Annotated in this window: 14 protein-coding genes; 1 reads left to right on the top strand and 13 read right to left on the bottom strand. The window is 69.5% G+C overall.

Annotation, left to right across the window (positions count from 1 at the left end):
- Nucleotides 1-106 precede the first annotated feature (106 nt).
- From ACW14X_RS18865 to ACW14X_RS18840, 6 genes are all read right to left on the bottom strand, one after another.
- The gene (locus tag ACW14X_RS18865; protein WP_457162949.1) at nucleotides 107-1,588 is read right to left on the bottom strand and encodes a flavin-containing monooxygenase; all 1,482 of its coding nucleotides are present in this window, start codon (nucleotides 1,586-1,588) and stop codon (nucleotides 107-109) included.
- Nucleotides 1,589-1,713: 125 nt separating this feature from the next.
- Nucleotides 1,714-2,394 (bottom strand): SRPBCC family protein, encoded by a 681-nt coding sequence (locus ACW14X_RS18860; protein ID WP_457162948.1) that lies wholly within the window; start codon nucleotides 2,392-2,394, stop codon nucleotides 1,714-1,716.
- Between the two features lie 12 nt (nucleotides 2,395-2,406).
- Complete coding sequence (locus ACW14X_RS18855; protein ID WP_457162947.1) at nucleotides 2,407-3,261, bottom strand: FAD binding domain-containing protein; 855 nt, start codon at nucleotides 3,259-3,261, stop codon at nucleotides 2,407-2,409.
- Entirely contained in the window at nucleotides 3,258-5,735 is a 2,478-nt protein-coding gene (locus ACW14X_RS18850) for a xanthine dehydrogenase family protein molybdopterin-binding subunit (RefSeq protein ID WP_457162946.1), read from the bottom strand. The genes ACW14X_RS18855 and ACW14X_RS18850 overlap by 4 nt, the downstream gene beginning before the upstream one ends.
- Entirely contained in the window at nucleotides 5,732-6,247 is a 516-nt protein-coding gene (locus ACW14X_RS18845; RefSeq protein ID WP_160026894.1) for a (2Fe-2S)-binding protein, read from the bottom strand. Before ACW14X_RS18845 ends, ACW14X_RS18850 begins: the two co-directional genes overlap by 4 nt.
- 114 nt (nucleotides 6,248-6,361) lie before the next feature.
- Nucleotides 6,362-7,588, bottom strand: a complete 1,227-nt coding sequence (locus ACW14X_RS18840) for a helix-turn-helix domain-containing protein (protein WP_160026892.1) — start codon at nucleotides 7,586-7,588, stop codon at nucleotides 6,362-6,364.
- Between the two features lie 151 nt (nucleotides 7,589-7,739).
- Here ACW14X_RS18840 and ACW14X_RS18835 point away from each other — a divergent pair, with 151 nt between their 5' ends.
- On the top strand, nucleotides 7,740-8,198 hold the full coding sequence (locus tag ACW14X_RS18835) for a GNAT family N-acetyltransferase (RefSeq protein WP_160026890.1): 459 nt from the start codon (nucleotides 7,740-7,742) through the stop codon (nucleotides 8,196-8,198).
- A gap of 19 nt (nucleotides 8,199-8,217) precedes the next feature.
- Here ACW14X_RS18835 and ACW14X_RS18830 read toward each other — a convergent pair whose 3' ends face one another.
- From ACW14X_RS18830 to groL, 7 genes are all read right to left on the bottom strand, one after another.
- The gene (locus ACW14X_RS18830) at nucleotides 8,218-9,348 is read right to left on the bottom strand and encodes an XdhC family protein (protein WP_457162945.1); all 1,131 of its coding nucleotides are present in this window, start codon (nucleotides 9,346-9,348) and stop codon (nucleotides 8,218-8,220) included.
- Nucleotides 9,341-10,444 (bottom strand): vWA domain-containing protein, encoded by a 1,104-nt coding sequence (locus ACW14X_RS18825; RefSeq protein WP_457162944.1) that lies wholly within the window; start codon nucleotides 10,442-10,444, stop codon nucleotides 9,341-9,343. The genes ACW14X_RS18830 and ACW14X_RS18825 overlap by 8 nt, the downstream gene beginning before the upstream one ends.
- Nucleotides 10,441-11,319 carry an AAA family ATPase gene (locus ACW14X_RS18820; protein ID WP_160026884.1) on the bottom strand — a complete coding sequence of 293 codons (879 nt, stop codon included), beginning with the start codon at nucleotides 11,317-11,319 and terminating at the stop codon, nucleotides 10,441-10,443. Before ACW14X_RS18820 ends, ACW14X_RS18825 begins: the two co-directional genes overlap by 4 nt.
- Before the next feature lie 73 nt (nucleotides 11,320-11,392).
- Nucleotides 11,393-11,935, bottom strand: coding sequence for a nucleotidyltransferase family protein (locus ACW14X_RS18815; protein ID WP_457166074.1), 543 nt, complete (start codon nucleotides 11,933-11,935; stop codon nucleotides 11,393-11,395).
- Nucleotides 11,936-11,937: 2 nt separating this feature from the next.
- Nucleotides 11,938-12,513 carry a hypothetical protein gene (locus ACW14X_RS18810; protein WP_457162943.1) on the bottom strand — a complete coding sequence of 192 codons (576 nt, stop codon included), beginning with the start codon at nucleotides 12,511-12,513 and terminating at the stop codon, nucleotides 11,938-11,940.
- A 287-nt stretch (nucleotides 12,514-12,800) separates the two neighbouring features.
- Entirely contained in the window at nucleotides 12,801-13,832 is a 1,032-nt protein-coding gene (locus ACW14X_RS18805; protein ID WP_457162942.1) for an alpha/beta fold hydrolase, read from the bottom strand.
- A gap of 350 nt (nucleotides 13,833-14,182) precedes the next feature.
- The gene (gene groL / locus ACW14X_RS18800) at nucleotides 14,183-15,817 is read right to left on the bottom strand and encodes a chaperonin GroEL (protein ID WP_160026878.1); all 1,635 of its coding nucleotides are present in this window, start codon (nucleotides 15,815-15,817) and stop codon (nucleotides 14,183-14,185) included.
- Between the last annotated feature and the right edge of the window lie 45 nt (nucleotides 15,818-15,862).

The following is a 15,862-nucleotide window of genomic DNA, read 5'->3' as shown; positions in this document are numbered from 1 at the left end:
TCAACGCGAACACGGCGCAATCACTGTCTAAGGTCCCAGCCGAGGTCCTGCCTCGGTCCCGAACGAGATGCCGGTCCCACCCTGGAGTAACCGGCATCTCGCCGTACTAGCTCCTCGCTGCCAGCTTCTCCACGAGTCTGGGAGTGATGGAGGCGTACGCCTTCGGGTCGATCGGCAGCAGCCACTGCACTGCTTTGACCCGCTTGCTGACGTCGATGCCGACGTCACCGAGAACCTCGTCGATGTTGTGCATCGAGAACGGGATGATGTTGGTGCCGCGGGCGTGGTGGCCGTCGGTGCGCTCCCGCATCCAGGCCAGCCGCGCGGTGACATGGGCCTCCATCTCCTCCGCAGGCGGAACCTCGTGACCGCCACCGAGGTGCGAGCCGATCCAGACGGCGCTCATCTCGGCCGAGAGCGGCGAGAAGAACGAGGAGTTGTAGCCGGCGAAGGTCAGGTCCTTGACGCTCAGCGGCAGGATCTGGCGGTAGAGCTGGTAGTCGCCGTTGTCGTCGGTGAGCTGGTCCTGGATCTCCTCGGAGAAGAACGGGAGCTCCTGCTTGAACCCGGTCGCGGTCACCACGACGTCGGCGGGCACCGCGCGACCGTTGGCGAGCTCGGCGTACGGCTTGCCGTCCTTGGTCACGAAGGCGGCGATCTCGGTGTCGCGCTCGACGGCGATGTCCCCGGCCTCGACGCCCTCGAAGAAGCCCTCGGTGGCCAGCGAGACCGTCGAGCGGGCGATGTCGGTGAACTGGCCCTTGGGCAGCAGCCCGAGCTTCTTCAGCTTGAGCTGGCTGGTGGTGACCGACTCGACGCTGCCGACCATCGAGCCGGCCATCTTCGAGCCTCCCGCGTGCAGGGCCTTCTCGGCCCCGCGGATGCTCTGGTAGGGGAACAGCCCCTCCCCCAGGCGGGTGAGCAGCAGCATCTTGTAGTTGAGGACGCCCTTGATCTTGCGGGGCATCTTCCACAGCAGCTGGCGCGCGACCACGGTGGTCGAGGCCGCCTCCTTGGCGATCTCGACGGCCACATCGCAGGCCGACTTCCCGTAGCCGACGACCAGGACGTGCTTGCCGTTGACGGTCTCCAGGTCGTGCAGCTCGCTCGCCGCGAGGATCTTGCCTCCGGCGGCCTCCAGCTCGTCGACCCCGTCGTACGCGGGGGCGAACGGCTCCGAGAAGACGCCGCTGGCCACGACCAGATGGTCGTAATGCTCGGTCGTCTCGCCGTCGTCACCCGCCAAGGTGATGTCCCAGCCGCCCCCTCCAGCCGGCTGGGCACTCCGCACCTCGGTGGAGAGCTTGATCATCGGGGCGAGCTCGAACTTCTCGACGTACATCTCGAGGTAGCTCTGCACCTGCTCGCCGCTGAGCCACTCGGGGAACACCTTCGGCATCCTCAGGTCCGAGAGCGTGTAGGAGTCCTTGTCGTTCTGCGTCGTCAGGCCCGGGTAACGACGGGTCCGGCTCCAGACGCCGCCGACATCCGGGGCCTTCTCGTAGACGGTGACGTCATGACCGAGCTCGGTGAGCACCTTCGCCGAGGCAACGCCCGCGAACCCGGCACCGATGACCGCGATCTTCACTTTTCTGTTTCCTCTCGCAGCAGGGTCTGCGTACGCAAAACGCTAGAGAGGTCGCGTGGCGCTCCGCTATCCACGTTGCGCGAGAGGTATCCGGTTTGCGCGACGGGATTTGTCGCGCACCGGCCTCAGCCCCGCAGGAGCCTGTAGACGATCACCACCGCCGCGATCACGGCCACCCCGACGGCGATCTTCCTGCCGTAGTTCTTGATCAGCACCGGTACGACCGTCGCACCCAGATCGAGTGCCTCGGGCTGCTTGGTCGCCGCGTGCCTCGGTGCCTGCGGTGCGGGCGACTCAGCTGTCGGCGCAGGCTTCGCGGGCTCAGCGATCCCTTCGCCCGACGGCTCCTCCACAGCAGGCGGCTCTGGCGCAGCCGGGGCCGACTTCTGCTCCAGGCACGCGACGAACTGGCCGAGAAGCTTGTCGGAGACGTCCTGCATGACCCCGCGTCCGAACTGGGCGGGCTTTCCGGTGACGGCGAGGTCGGTGACGATCTCGACCTTCGTACCGGTCCCCTCGGGGGCCATGGTCAAGGTCGCGTTGGCGCCGGCGGTGCCGTTGCCGCGCTTGTCCCGTCCCTTGGCCTCGACGACCAGGCGACGCGCGGCCTCGTCCTTCTCGACGAAGGTGCCGGAGCCGGCGTAGACCATGGCGATCGGACCGAGCTTGACCTTCACCGTGCCGGTGAAGGTGTCGCCCTCGGCCGAGGTGACCTGGGCTCCCGGGAAGCACTCTGCCATCGAGCCGATGTCCAGGAAGCTGTTCCAGGTCTCCTCGACCGAGGTCGGAACCGTGAACTCGTGCATCAGGTCCACGCCTCAGCCCCCGAGGGCCTTCGTGATGGCACGCCGGGTCAGCACCGTGACCAGATGACGCCGATAGTCGGCGTCGCCGTTGAGGTCGGAGGGCGGCTCGGCGCCGTCCGCGGCCAGGGCCGCGGCGTTGCGTACGACCTCCTCGGTGGCCTGCTGGCCGACCAGCGCCTGCTCGACGCCGGCGGCACGCAACGGAGTGGAGCCCATGTTGGTGAGACCGATCGCCGCGCCCTCGATCACCCCGCCGGAGACCTTGAGGGTCGCGCCGACCGCGCAGATCGGCCACTGGTGGGCGACCCGGACGAACTTCTCGTAGTGGGCCGTCCACCCGGTGTGCTTCGGGATGCGTACGCCGATGAGCAGCTCGTCCTCGGAGACGGCCGTCTCGAAGAGCCCCTGGAAGAACTCGGCACCTGGGACGGCCCGCTCCCCGGCCGGCCCGGCGATGACGAACTCGGCGTCCAGGGCCAGGGCCGGGGCTCCGAGGTCGCCCGCCGGGTCGGCGTGGGCGAGCGCGCCACCGAACGTGCCGCGGTGGCGTACCTGCTCGTCGGCGACCGTCGCCGTGGCACGAGCGACCAGGGCCGCGTGCTCGGCGACCAGAGGATCGGCCGCGACGTCACAGTGGCGCGTCATGGCGCCGACGAAGATCGACTCACCCTCGTCGCGTACGCCGCGGAGAGAGTCGATGCGACCGAGGTCGATGACCCACTCCGGAGCGTTGAGGCGCATCCTCAGCACCGGCAGCAGGCTCTGTCCGCCGGCGATGATCTTGGCCTCGTCGCCGTACTGGGCGAGGGCGGCCAGCGCCTCCTCGACCGTGGTCGGGGCGACGTAGTCGAACGATGCGGGAATCACTGGACGTCTCCTTCCGTGCGGTCGACGTTCCCGGACATGCCCGTCGACGGATCGAAGTGTGGTGCGGCCGCGCCGGTGGTCTCGCCGCCGGCCGAGCCCTCGTTGATCGCCCGCCACACCCGTTCCGGCGTGCAGGGCATGGTCACGTCGTGCACGCCCAGCGGGCGCAGCGCGTCGACGACCGCGTTGACCACCGCGGGCGTGGAGGCGATCGTGCCGGCCTCGCCGACGCCCTTGGTGCCGAGCGTGTTGGTGGTCGCGGGCGAGGTGGTGTGGTCGATGTCGAAGCTGATCGTGTCGGCGGCCGTCGGCAGCAGGTAGTCCACGAACGAGCCCGACACCAGGGTCCCGGCGTCGTCGTAGACCGCGTCCTCCCACAGCGCCTGAGCGATGCCCTGGACCAGGCCACCGTGCACCTGACCTGCGACGATGAGCGGGTTGATGATGTTGCCGATGTCGTCGCAGCAGACGTACTTCCGCATCTTCACCTGGCCGGTCTCGGTGTCGACCTCCATCGCGCACAGGTGGGTCCCATGCGGGAAGTTGAAGTTCTCCGGGTCGAAGGTGGCCTCGGAGTCGAGGTTCGCCTCGACGCCGTCGGGCAGGTTGTGCGCGGCGAAGACCGCCGTGGACAGCTCGCCGATGGACATGCCCTGGTCGGTGCCGCGCACCGTCCACCTGCCGCCGGTGAACTCCATGTCGTCGACACTCGCCTCGAGCAGGTGGGCCGCGATCGGCTTGGCCTTCTCGAGCACCTTGTCGGCAGCCCGCACGAGCGCCTCGCCACCCACGACCAGCGACCTGGACCCGTAGGTGTCGTAGCCCTTGGCGGCGATCTGGGTGTCGCCGTGGAGCACCTCGACGTCCTCGAAGGCGACGCCGAGACGGTCCGCCACGATCTGGCTGAACGCGGTCTCGTGCCCCTGGCCGTGGGCGCTGGCCCCGGTGATGACCTCGACCTTGCCGGTCGGCGTCAGTCGCACCTGGGCGTGCTCCCAGCCGCCGGCGCCGTAGTCGAGGCTGCCGAGGACCCGGGACGGAGCCAGGCCGCACATCTCGGTGAAGGTGGAGATGCCGATGCCGAGCTGGACGGGGTCGTTGTTGGCGCGGCGCTCCGCCTGCTCGGCCCGCAGCGCGTCGTAGCCGAACATCTCCTTCGCCTTCGCGGTCGCCGCCTCGTAGTTCCCGGAGTCGTAGGTCAGACCGGCGATGGTCGTGAACGGGAACTCCTCGTGCTTGATCCAGTTCTTCTCCCGGATCTCGAGCGGATCGACCCCGACCTCGGCGGCCAGCTCGTCCATCAGCCGCTCGATGGCGTACGTCGCCTCCGGCCGCCCCGCGCCGCGGTAGGCGTCGGTCCAGGTGGTGTTGGTGAACACCGTCTGGCAGTTGAACTGGTAGGCCGGGAACTTGTAGATCGCGTTGAACATGAAGGCGCCGAGGACCGGGACACCGCCGCCGACGATGGCGACGTACGCCCCCAGGTTGGCGTCGAGCTCGACCTTGAGGCCGGTGACCTGGCCGTCCTTCGTGGCCGAGAGGGTCAGCTTCTGGATCTGGTCCCGCCCGTGGTGAGCGGAGAGCAGCGACTCGGAGCGGGTCTCGGTGTACTTCACCGGCTTGCCGAGCCGGCGAGCCATCGCGAAGACGATCATCTCCTCCGGCGTCTGCTGGAGCTTGCCGCCGAAGCCGCCGCCGACGTCGGGCGCGATCACCCGGATCTTCGACTCGGGCACGCCCGTGGTCGCGGCGAACGCGAACCGCAGGATGTGCGGGATCTGGGTGGCGCTCCACACCGTGATCTGCTCACCGGTCGGGTCGCACACCACGCTGCGGGGCTCCATGAACGCCGGGATCAGCCGCTGCTGGCGGTAGGTGCGCTCGATGACGATCCCGTCGCTCTTCGCGGAGGCGATCGCCTCGTCGACGCTGCCGCCGGTGCCGGCCTGGGCGCTGTCGAAGACCCACAGGGCGGACTTGTTGGTGCCGAGGTCGGGGTGCGCAAGCACCTCGTCCTTGACCGCCTCCTCGAGGGAGACGACCGCGGGGAGCTCCTCGTAGTCGACCTCGACCATCTCGGCGGCGTCCCGGGCGGCGGCTGCGGACCGGGCGGCCACGACCGCGACGATCTCACCCGCGAAGGTGACCCGGTCGGTGGCGACCGGCGGGTGGGCCGGCGTCTTCTGGTCGGGCGTGATCGGCCAGGCGTTGATGCAGACGCCGAGGCTCTCGTCGAAGTCTTTGGCGGCCAGCACGGTCACCACGCCCTCGGACTCCTCCGCGGCGCTGGTGTCGATGCCGGTGATCCGGGCGTGCGCGAACGGGCTGCGCACCATCGCGAGGTGCAGCATCCCGGGCAGGTTGATGTTGTCGGTCCAGCGCGTCCGTCCCGTGATCAGGCGCGCGTCCTCCTTGCGGCGGCGGTCGCGGCCGATCTCGTTGGTCTGCTCCGGACGAGCTTCTACGGCGGTCACAGCGCGTCCACCTCCTCGGTCGCGCCCTTGGGGCCGGCAGCCGTGGCCAGGTGGCCGCTGGCGTACTGCACCGCGCGGACGATGTTGTGGTAGCCCGTGCAGCGACACAGGTTGCCCTCGATGCCCTCACGGATCTCTTCCTCGCTGGGCTGAGGGTTGCGCTTGAGCAGGTCGACGGACTGCATGATCATGCCCGGCGTGCAGAATCCGCACTGCAGGCCGTGGCACTCACGGAACGCCTCCTGGACCGGGTGGAGGTCGCTCTCGACCGTGTCGGCGAGGCCCTCGATCGTGGTCACCTCGCACCCGTCGGCCTGGACCGCGAGCACGTTGCACGACTTCACCGAGTCGCCGTCGAGATGGACCGTGCAGGCGCCGCAGTTGCTGGTGTCGCAACCGATCACCGTGCCGGTCTTGCCGAGTCCTTCGCGAAGGTACTGCACGAGCAGCGTTCGCGGTTCGACGTCGTCGGTGACCTTCATACCGTCGACGCGCATGCTGATCCGGGCCATGTTGTCTCCCTGCCAGACGTCACTGTTCTAGTGGAAAGCTGTGTGGGCCAGATCACACTAGGACGCGCAGGGTTGGGCGTCGGTTGGCTGCTCGGGTGGCGTACCCGTTCTTGGTCAGCGGCTGGCAGCCAAGCGTGCCCTGAGCAGGGGCAACGCGGGGTGCGCACTGCCGCCCAGGTGGCGCAGACAGACGTCGACGACCTCGGTGTCGTACGGAGCCAGCTCGCTGTAGCTCAGCACCGCGTCGGGCTGCGGGTCGGCGATCAGCGCCTCGCGCAGCGCGACCGCGACGTACTCGGCCATCTCGGCGAGTGCCGGGCTGTTGGTGCCGGGCAGAAGATCACCGCCGTACGCCTCCACAGCAGCGGCCACCCGGCCGTGCCGGACCAGGGCGAGCACCTGCTCGACGTCGGTCGCGACCGGCATCAGCAGGCGGTAGGGCCGCGATGCGACCTGGCCGCCGAGGGCGTGGCGCAGGTGGGAGACCTCCGCCTTGAGCGTCGAGAAAGTGACCGCCTGGTCGCCGTAGACCATCGCGTGCAGCCGCTCCAGCGAGAGACCCTCGGGGTGGAGCGCGAGCAGGGCGAGGATCTCGGTCTGGCGGCGGTTGAGCAGCAGCCGCTGCCCGTCGAGCCAGGTCTCGGCGGTGCCGAGCAGCGTCAGCACCAGCCCCGGCTGCTCGATCGCCTCGTCGCTGTCACGCTGGGTCGGCATCTTCGGCAGTGCGCTCTCGATGAGCCGCGCCATCACCCGGGCGGTGGCCAGCCCGATCGGATGGGTGCGGTCCCAGGTGGTGGAGAGGTCGAGGACACCGAGGTGCTTGCCGGTGACGGGGTCGTGGAGCGGCGCGGCCCAGCAGACCCAGTTGTGCACGACCTCGGCGTAGTGCTCGGGGCCGAAGACCATCGACGGCGAGTTGGTGCGGTTGGCGAGGTCGAGCGCGTTGGTGCCGGCGCTCTCGTCGTCCCAGCGGCCGCCCGGCACGAAGTTGACCGACTCCGCCTTCCGCCGCATCACCCGGCCGCCGTACGTCCACAGCACCCGGGTGTCGGGGTCGGTCACCGCGATGACCAGGTCGCCGTCGTCGGCGGTGCACCGCAGCTCCTCCTCGACCCGCTCGACCGCCACCTGGAGCGGGGAGCCGCGCCACATCTCGCGGGTCTCGTCCTCATCGGCCAGCGGCGCCTCGCGTACGTCCGTCCTGACGGTCGTCGCCGAGCGCGTCCAGCTGCTCAGGATCTCGGGCCGGACGAAGTCCTCGGCGGCATCGCCGCTCTCCACGAAGGCGGTCCACGCCCGCGCCGCGCTGATACGGCGCTCCTGCAGATCGCTACGAACCATCACTCCCCCTTTGGAGCTCGGCCCATTGAGGCTCGGTTCTGCCAAGGTAGCACCCTGTGACGTGCCTCACGATCCCCTCGGTGGTACCCGCTCCGTACGCACTCCGATCACAGGCGCCGCAGCGTTCGGGCGGCGGTGTCACAGTGGGTGCATGACCACGCGCACAGCCACGACCTGGGCCGACTTCGAGACCGCGGCCAGACTGCAGGTCGACTTCAACACCGAGTACGCCTACCCCGCCCCGCCCGTCGACGAGCTCGCCCGGCACTTCAGCCGGCTCGTCGAGAGTGGGGACACGACCGTGATGCTGATGGGCGACCCCGCGGTCGGCCACGGCATCACCCGCTTCCGCCTGCAGACCACCGCCGACGAACTCGAGGCCTACCTCGCCGAGCTCTACATCGTGCCCGACCGCCGCGGGCACGGCCTCGGCACCATCCTGCTGCAGGCGATCATCGACGAGGCGAAGGCCCGCGGCGCGACGTACATGGACCTGGGGACGAGCGAGGACGACATCTCGGCCCGTGCGCTGTACGAGAAGTTCGGCTTCGACAACCACGAGGGGCGCGGCTCCGGTCCGCGGGCGCTCTACTACGAGAAGGAGCTGTAGAGCCGCCCCGGACACCCACTCAGCGGTACTCCACGTCCTGGTGGATGCGGCCCTCGGTGGTGGCCAGGCGCTCGCCCGACCCGCCCCAGCGGCCGGCGATGATCTCGGCGGCGATGGAGATGGCGGTCTCCTCCGGCGTACGGGCGCCGAGGTCGAGGCCGATGGGGCTGCTCAGCCGGGCGATCTCCTCGTCGGTGAGACCGGCGTCGACCAGGCGGGCAAGACGGTCGTCATGGGTGCGGCGCGAGCCCATCGCGCCGACGTAGGCGATGTCGGGGAGGCGGAGGGCGACCTCGAGGAGAGGTACGTCGAACTTCGGGTCGTGGGTGAGGACGGCGATCACGGTGCGCTGGTCGATGCGGCCCGCCTCGACCTCCTGGGTCAGGAAGCGGTGGGGCCAGTCGACGACGACCTCGTCGGCCGAGGGGAAGCGCGAGTTGGTCGCGAAGACCGGGCGGGCGTCGCAGACGGTGACGTGATAGCCGAGGAAGGCACCGACGCGAGCGACAGCGGCGGCGAAGTCGATCGCCCCGAAGACGAGCATCCGGGGCTTGGGCGCGAAGGACCAGACGAAGACCCGCATGCCTTCGCCGCGCCGCTCGCCGTCGATCCCGTAGGACAGTGTCTGGTTGGTGCCGTGAGCGAGCAGACCGAGCGCGTCGTCGTGGACGGCGTCGTCCATCCGGGCGCTGCCCAGCGACCCCTTGACCCCTTCGGGGCGGATGAGGACGCGGCGGCCGAGGATCTCGGGGTCGGGGTGCTCGATGACGGTCGCCAGGGCGACGGGACTGCCGCTGCGTACGTCCTCGGCGAGCTCGCCGAGCTCCGGGAAGGTCTCCTGGGACACCTTCTCGACGAAGACGTCGAGGATGCCGCCGCAGGTCAGCCCTACTGCGAAGGCGTCGTCGTCGGAGACGCCGTAACGGTTGAGCTCCGGGACGCCAGTCTCGGCGACCTCGCGGGCGACCTCGTAGACGGCGCCTTCGACACAGCCGCCGGAGACCGAGCCGACCGCACTCTCGTCGGGACCGACGAGCATCGAGGCGCCCGGCGGCCGCGGGGCTGACTGGAACGTCGCCACCACGGTGGCCACCGCCACGGTCTCGCCGGATTCCCACCACTTCATCAGATCGTCGAGTACGTCACGCACGCGCGATCACCTCCACCAGATCCTCGTACGTCGCCAGGGAATGTCCGGCGACGAAGTCGTCCACGTGCGGCAGCACCGCGACGATGCCTCGCTGCAGTGGTTCATATCCAACCTTGCCACGGTGTGGGTTGGCCCACACCACGCGGTGGGCGAGGCGATGCAGCCTCGCCGCCTGCTCCTCCAGGAGCGCGGTGTCGCCGCGCTCCCAGCCGTCGCTCGCGATGACCATTACCGCGCCTCTGGCCAGACCCTGATGTCGCCGCCGGAACGCCTGCAGGTTGTCACCGAGCCGGGTCCCACCCGACCAGTCGGGCACCGTCTCGCCGGCCGCGACGAGCGCACGGTCGGGGTCGCGGTGGCGCAGCGCGCGGGTGACGTTGGTGAGCCTGGTGCCCATCGTGAACACCGCGCCGCTCCCGGTCGTCGAGAGCACCCGGTGGGCGACCCGCAGCAGCACGTCGGCGTAGGAGCTCATCGACCCGGACACGTCGACCAGCCACACGACCCGCCGCGGCCGCTCGCCACGCCTGCGGTAGTGGATCCCGGCGGGCTCGCCGAGGTGCCGCAGGCTGGCCCGCAGGGTGCGGTGGGCGTCGACGCGCCCTCGCCGCCAGGGGTCCTGCCTTGGCGTCCTCCGTCGTGGCGCCCGGGGCCGCAGCCGGGCGATGAGCGCTGCCACTCGCTCCTGCTCGGCCGGGTTCAGGTCGGCGACGTCGCGATGGCGCAGGGTCTCGATCTCGCTGGCGCGTGCCCTGATGAGGTCGTCGGTCTCCTCGCCCTCTCCCTCGCCCTCCTGCGGCTCCGTCTCGGGCGGCGCGGAGGTGATCGAGACCGCACGCGGTGGCCCCTGTGGTCCCGGCAGCGTCGCGGTCGACCCGAACCAGGCCTCGAAGACCTGGTCGTAGCGGCGCAGGTCGTCCGGGCCGGCGCACAGCGTCGCCCGTCCGGCGGTGTAGGTGGCGGTCGGGTCGCCGGCGTCGAGGATCGCGGTCGCCTGCAGGAAGCCGTGGGCGCGGTCCTGGGTCACCTGCACCCCGGCCGCTCTGAGCGCTCGGGTGAAGCCGAGCAGGATCTCGGGAGCCTCGTGTGCTGTCATGCCAGCAGCCGGTCCAGTGCCGCCCGGACGCGGTCGGCGTCCTCGCGGTGCTTGACGAGCGCGCCGAGCGTGGCGGCGGCGCTCTCCAGGTCCATCTCAGCGACTCCGAGGTGGTGCAGGGCGCGCGCCCAGTCGAGGGTCTCGGCGACGCCTGGGGGCTTGAGCAGGGCGTTCGCGCCCTCGGCGCCGCGCAGCTGCTGGACGACGGTGACCACCTGACGGGCGAGCTCGTCGGCGACCTCGGGGGCTCGGCTGCGTACGATCTCGACCTCGCGGGCCAGGCCCGGGTGGTCGATCCAGTGGTAGAGGCAGCGGCGCTTGAGGGCGTCGTGGAGCTCGCGGGTGCGGTTGGAGGTGAGCACGACGACGGGTGGGACCGTCGCCGCTACTGTCCCGAACTCCGGGATCGTCACCTGGTAGGTGGACAGCACCTCGAGCAGGAACGCCTCGAACTCGTCGTCGGCCCGGTCGACCTCGTCGACGAGCAGCACCGACGGAGCCTGGCGCAGCGCCGCCAGCACCGGGCGGGCGAGCAGGAACCGCTCGTCGTAGAGGGACTTCTCGGCCTCCTCCACCTCCCCCGCGCCTCCGGCGGCCTCCAGGGCACGCAGGTGCAGGATCTGGCGGGCGAAGTCCCAGTCGTAGAGCGCCTGGGTGGCGTCGATCCCCTCGTAACACTGCAGCCTCACCAGCGGCAGGTCGAGCGCCTCGGCGACGGCTTCCGCGAGTGCGGTCTTCCCGGTCCCGGGCTCACCCTCGAGCAGCAGCGGCCGCTGCATCCGCAGCGCGAGGAACGTCACCGTCGCCAGCTCCGGGTCGGCCAGGTATCCGGTCGCCGCCAGGCGGTCAGCGATCTCCTGGGGCGTCAGGTCCATGACCTGAGCCTAGAACGCGAAGCGTTGGCTCAGGGTTGGACAACCTCCTATGAGGGGACGAACGAATTTTCGTTCAGCGCCGATCGACGTCGTTCCCGCCCGCCAGGTCGCCGCACTCCACCAGGCGTACGTCGTGGGTCTTCAGGTAGCCCCGGGCGCCCTGGTCGCCGACGGCTGCCTCGATGACCCCCGCCCAGTGGTCGCGCCCGATCAGCACCGGGTGACCCGGAACCCCGGCGTACGCCGCCCTCGCCAGACCCGCGGTCGAGCCCGTTGTCGAGGCTGAAGAGAGCACCCGAGAGACCACATCCGGGCCCACGTCCGGCAGGTCCACGAGATGAACCACGGCCACCTCGGCATCCGGCCCGAGCGCCCCCAGGCCGACCCGCAGCGACGCTCCCATCCCCTCGTCCCAGTCCTCGGCGACGACGACCCGCTGATCGGCCGGGAGCAACGCCCGCGCCTCGTCGGCGGCGGCGCCGAGCACGACGAGTACGTCGTCACAGCCGCCTTCACGCAGCACCTCGATCGACCGCACCAGCCAGTCGTCGACCAGCGCCTTGGGCATGCCCATCCGCCGACCCGCGCCGGCGGCCAGGAGCAGGCCGGCGACCATCGTCACTTGAACGCGGCGGTGTAGAGCTTCTGCAGCTTCGCGCTCTTGACGTCGCTGTAGCCACACCCGATGACCTTGGCATCACCCTTGGCCGCGACGAGGTAGTTCTTGCCCTTCTCGAACTCGGGCATCGGGATCGTGCTCGGCGCAGGCAGCGTGATCCGGACGGTGTCGGTGCCACCGACGCCGTCCGCGTACATCCACGTCTTCACCCGCAGCACGGCCTCGCTCTCGGTCACGCTCTCCGCGGTGCCCTCGAAGGCGAGGGCAGCGTTCTGGGAGAGCCACTTCGAGGTCGGCGGGATGCATCGGGCGGCGTCCGCGACGACGGTCAGCTCGGTCGCCCCGGCGCCACCGGCTGGGGCGGATGACGAGGGGACCGGCGCGGTCTCGGTGACCGTCGCGGTCGGCGACGGAGGTGCGGCATCGGGGTCCTCAGCAGTGTCGTCGGAGTTGAGCAAGCCGAAGGAGGCGACGATCGCGACGAGCACGACCGCGGCGGCGATCACGGCTGCGACCCAACGCCACGGTGACCGTGGCGGCTGCATCCCGGTCTTCGGCTCGACGTCGATGCTCATGCCAACATCATGCCTCATCACTGGGCGGCGTCTGTGGACCCGTCGGACACACTCGGGTCGACACACGCAGGCGGGGCCCTGGCTTCGAAGAGCCCTGACCCCGCCCGCCGCTGCAGAACTTCACCCGGATATTCCCTTGGGCTTCAAAGCCCCCCAGATCCAGACGCTTCCCCGCAGTCGGCCACTGTGTGGAGCACCAATGTTGCGTTACCGAGCTGTTGTCGAGACAGTGTCGAAAGTCCCCAAAAGGATGGGACCGCTGGGCCCCTCCTGATCGCCTGGTCAGGTCATGCCAGATGACGATCGAGGAACCCGATGACCCGCCGGATCGAGAGGTCCCACTGCGGCCCGAAGGCGTGCTGCTCGCCGGGGTAGACCCACAGCCGCTGGCGCACACCTGCGGTCTCCATCAGGTCCCGGGTGGTGTAGGCCCACCGGATCGGGCAGGACTCGTCATTGGTCCCGTGATGCATCTGGACCGGGACCTCGATGCGGTCGAAGTACGTCCGCGCCGACAGCCCCTCCCAGAACTCCGGCTCCGTCTCGGGATCGCCGTACTGCCGATAGAGCCGGGCCACCTCGTCGGGACGCGACGGCACCGCCCACCGGTTGATGTTGTCGACGATGTCGGAGGAGACCGACGCGTACGTCACCCCCGCCCGCACCAGCCCCGGCTGGGCGACCAGCGCGTTCATCACCACTCCCCCGCCCATGGAGCGGCCGAGCAGCGCGGTGCGGTCGGGATCGACGTACGGAAGTCGCTTCATTGCCTGGACGGCGTTGATGGTGTCCCGGGTGTAGCCGAGCCGGCTCTCGTCCTCCTCGGTTCCTTCCGGGATGGGGGACGATCCGGCGTGGCCGCGGTAGTCGGTGTGCAGGACGACGTAGCCCTCCCGCGCCAGCCGGTCCTGCTCCCGCATCAGCCCTTGACCGGTGACGTAGATGTCGGTGTCGATGTGGCCGTGCGCGAAGACGACTCCGGGGAACGGCCCGGCGCCCCGCGGCCGGAAGAGCACCCCGGTGATCGTCAGCGGACCGCTCGGGTAGCTGATCTCGAAGCGCCGGTAGGCATCCGTGCTCCCCGACTCCCGCAGCACCTTCACCTCCCCGCCCGGGAAGTCCTCTCGCATCAGCTGCGGGAGCGAGACCTTGTCGGTCACCGGCGGCAGCTTCTCCGACGGGCTCGGTGACGGCGTCGCAGGCGCCGACGAGGCCGTCGGGCTCGCTGCCCGAGACGACGGCGCGGCGGTCGGCTCACCACCACACCCGGCGAGAAGCACGGCCGAGATCGCCAGCGCCGCCATCGCCTTCGGGCTCATGCCGTCGAGCGTAGCCCCGCGCCCGTGAGCGGAGCGCCCAGATCGAAGATCGCAGTCGTCACGTGGCTGCGATCTTCGACCTCGCGCGTCACCCTCGAGCGAGCTGCAGCGCCAGCTCTTGCAACACGCCACCCGCGGTCGTCTCGTCCCGCACCGTCACCTCGACTGTCATACCGCGGGATCATGTCAGCGACCACCGACAAGCTGACCCGGTACGAGGTAGTCCCAGACGTTCGGGCCCGTCTACTCGACGGTAATGGGCTCGAACGTCTGGGACTACCTCGACTTCCGAAACGCAAAGAGGGCCCCTCCCGAAGGAGGGGCCCTCTTGTGGCGCTAACGGGACGGACTCAGAAGCCCATGCCGCCCATGTCACCCATGCCACCGGTCGGGTCGCCACCAGCGGCGGCCTTCTCCGGCTTGTCGGCCACGACGGCCTCGGTGGTGAGGAACAGCGCGGCGATCGACGCGGCGTTCTGCAGCGCCGAGCGGGTCACCTTGGCCGGGTCGATGATGCCCGCGGCCAGCAGGTCGACGTACTCACCCGTGGCGGCGTTGAGGCCGTGGCCCTGCGGGAGGCCGGCGACCTTCTCCGCCACGACGCCGCCCTCGAGGCCGGCGTTGATGGCGATCTGCTTCAGCGGCGCCGAGATGGCGGCCTTGACGATCGAGGCACCGGTGGCCTCGTCGCCGTCGAGCTCGAGCTTCTCGAAGGCAGCGGCGGCGGCCTGGATCAGCGCGACACCACCACCGGCGAGGATGCCCTCCTCGACAGCAGCCTTGGCGTTGCGGACGGCGTCCTCGATGCGGTGCTTGCGCTCCTTGAGCTCGACCTCGGTGGCCGCGCCGACCTTGATGACGGCCACGCCGCCGGCCAGCTTGGCGAGGCGCTCCTGGAGCTTCTCGCGGTCGTAGTCGGAGTCCGACTTCTCGATCTCGGCGCGGATCTGGTTGACCCGGCCCTCGATCTGACCCTGGTCGCCCGAACCCTCGACGATGGTGGTCTCGTCCTTGGTGATGACGACCTTGCGGGCCTGGCCGAGCAGCTCGATGCCGGCGGTCTCCAGGGAGAGGCCGACCTCCTCGGAGATGACCTGACCACCGGTGAGGATCGCGATGTCCTGCAGCATGGCCTTGCGGCGGTCACCGAAGCCCGGAGCCTTGACGGCGACGGACTTGAAGGTGCCCTTGATCTTGTTGACGACCAGCGTCGAGAGAGCCTCGCCGTCGACGTCCTCAGCCAGGATGACCAGCGGCTTGCCGGTCTGCATGACCTTCTCCAGGACCGGGATCAGGTCCTTGACGCTGGAGATCTTCGAGTTGACGATCAGGATGTACGGGTCGTCGAGGACGGTCTCCATACGCTCCGGGTCGGTCACGAAGTAGGCCGAGATGTAGCCCTTGTCGAAGCGCATACCCTCGGTCAGCTCGAGGTCGAGCCCGAAGGTGTTCGACTCCTCGACGGTGATGACGCCTTCCTTGCCGACCTTGTCCATCGCCTCGGCGATGATCTCGCCGACGGTGGTGTCAGCAGCGGAGATCGAGGCGGTAGCAGCGATCTGCTCCTTGGTCTCGATGTCCTTGGCCTGCGCGAGCAGCTGCTCGGAGACGGCGTCGACGGCCGCCTCGATGCCGCGCTTCAGGCCGGCCGGGTTGGCACCCGCGGCGACGTTGCGCAGGCCCTCGCGGACCAGCGCCTGGGCGAGAACGGTCGCGGTCGTCGTGCCGTCACCGGCGACGTCGTCGGTCTTCTTCGCGACCTCCTTGACCAGCTCGGCACCGATCTTCTCGTAGGGGTCCTCGAGCTCGATCTCCTTGGCGATGGAAACACCATCGTTGGTGATCGTGGGGGCACCCCACTTCTTCTCGAGCACGACATTGCGGCCCTTGGGACCGAGGGTGACCTTGACGGCGTCGGCGAGGGTGTTGAGACCCTTCTCCAGACCCCGGCGGGCCTCCTCGTTGAAAGCGATGAGCTTCGGCATTGCTCCTGCGATCCTTCACTTGGGAAGTTCGTTGGATCCGGTCCG

The organism is Nocardioides sp. YJ-D4, assembly GCF_054031495.1.
The sequence above is the reverse complement of the archived record's forward strand: the minus strand, read 5'-3'. Positions and strand labels throughout refer to the sequence as shown.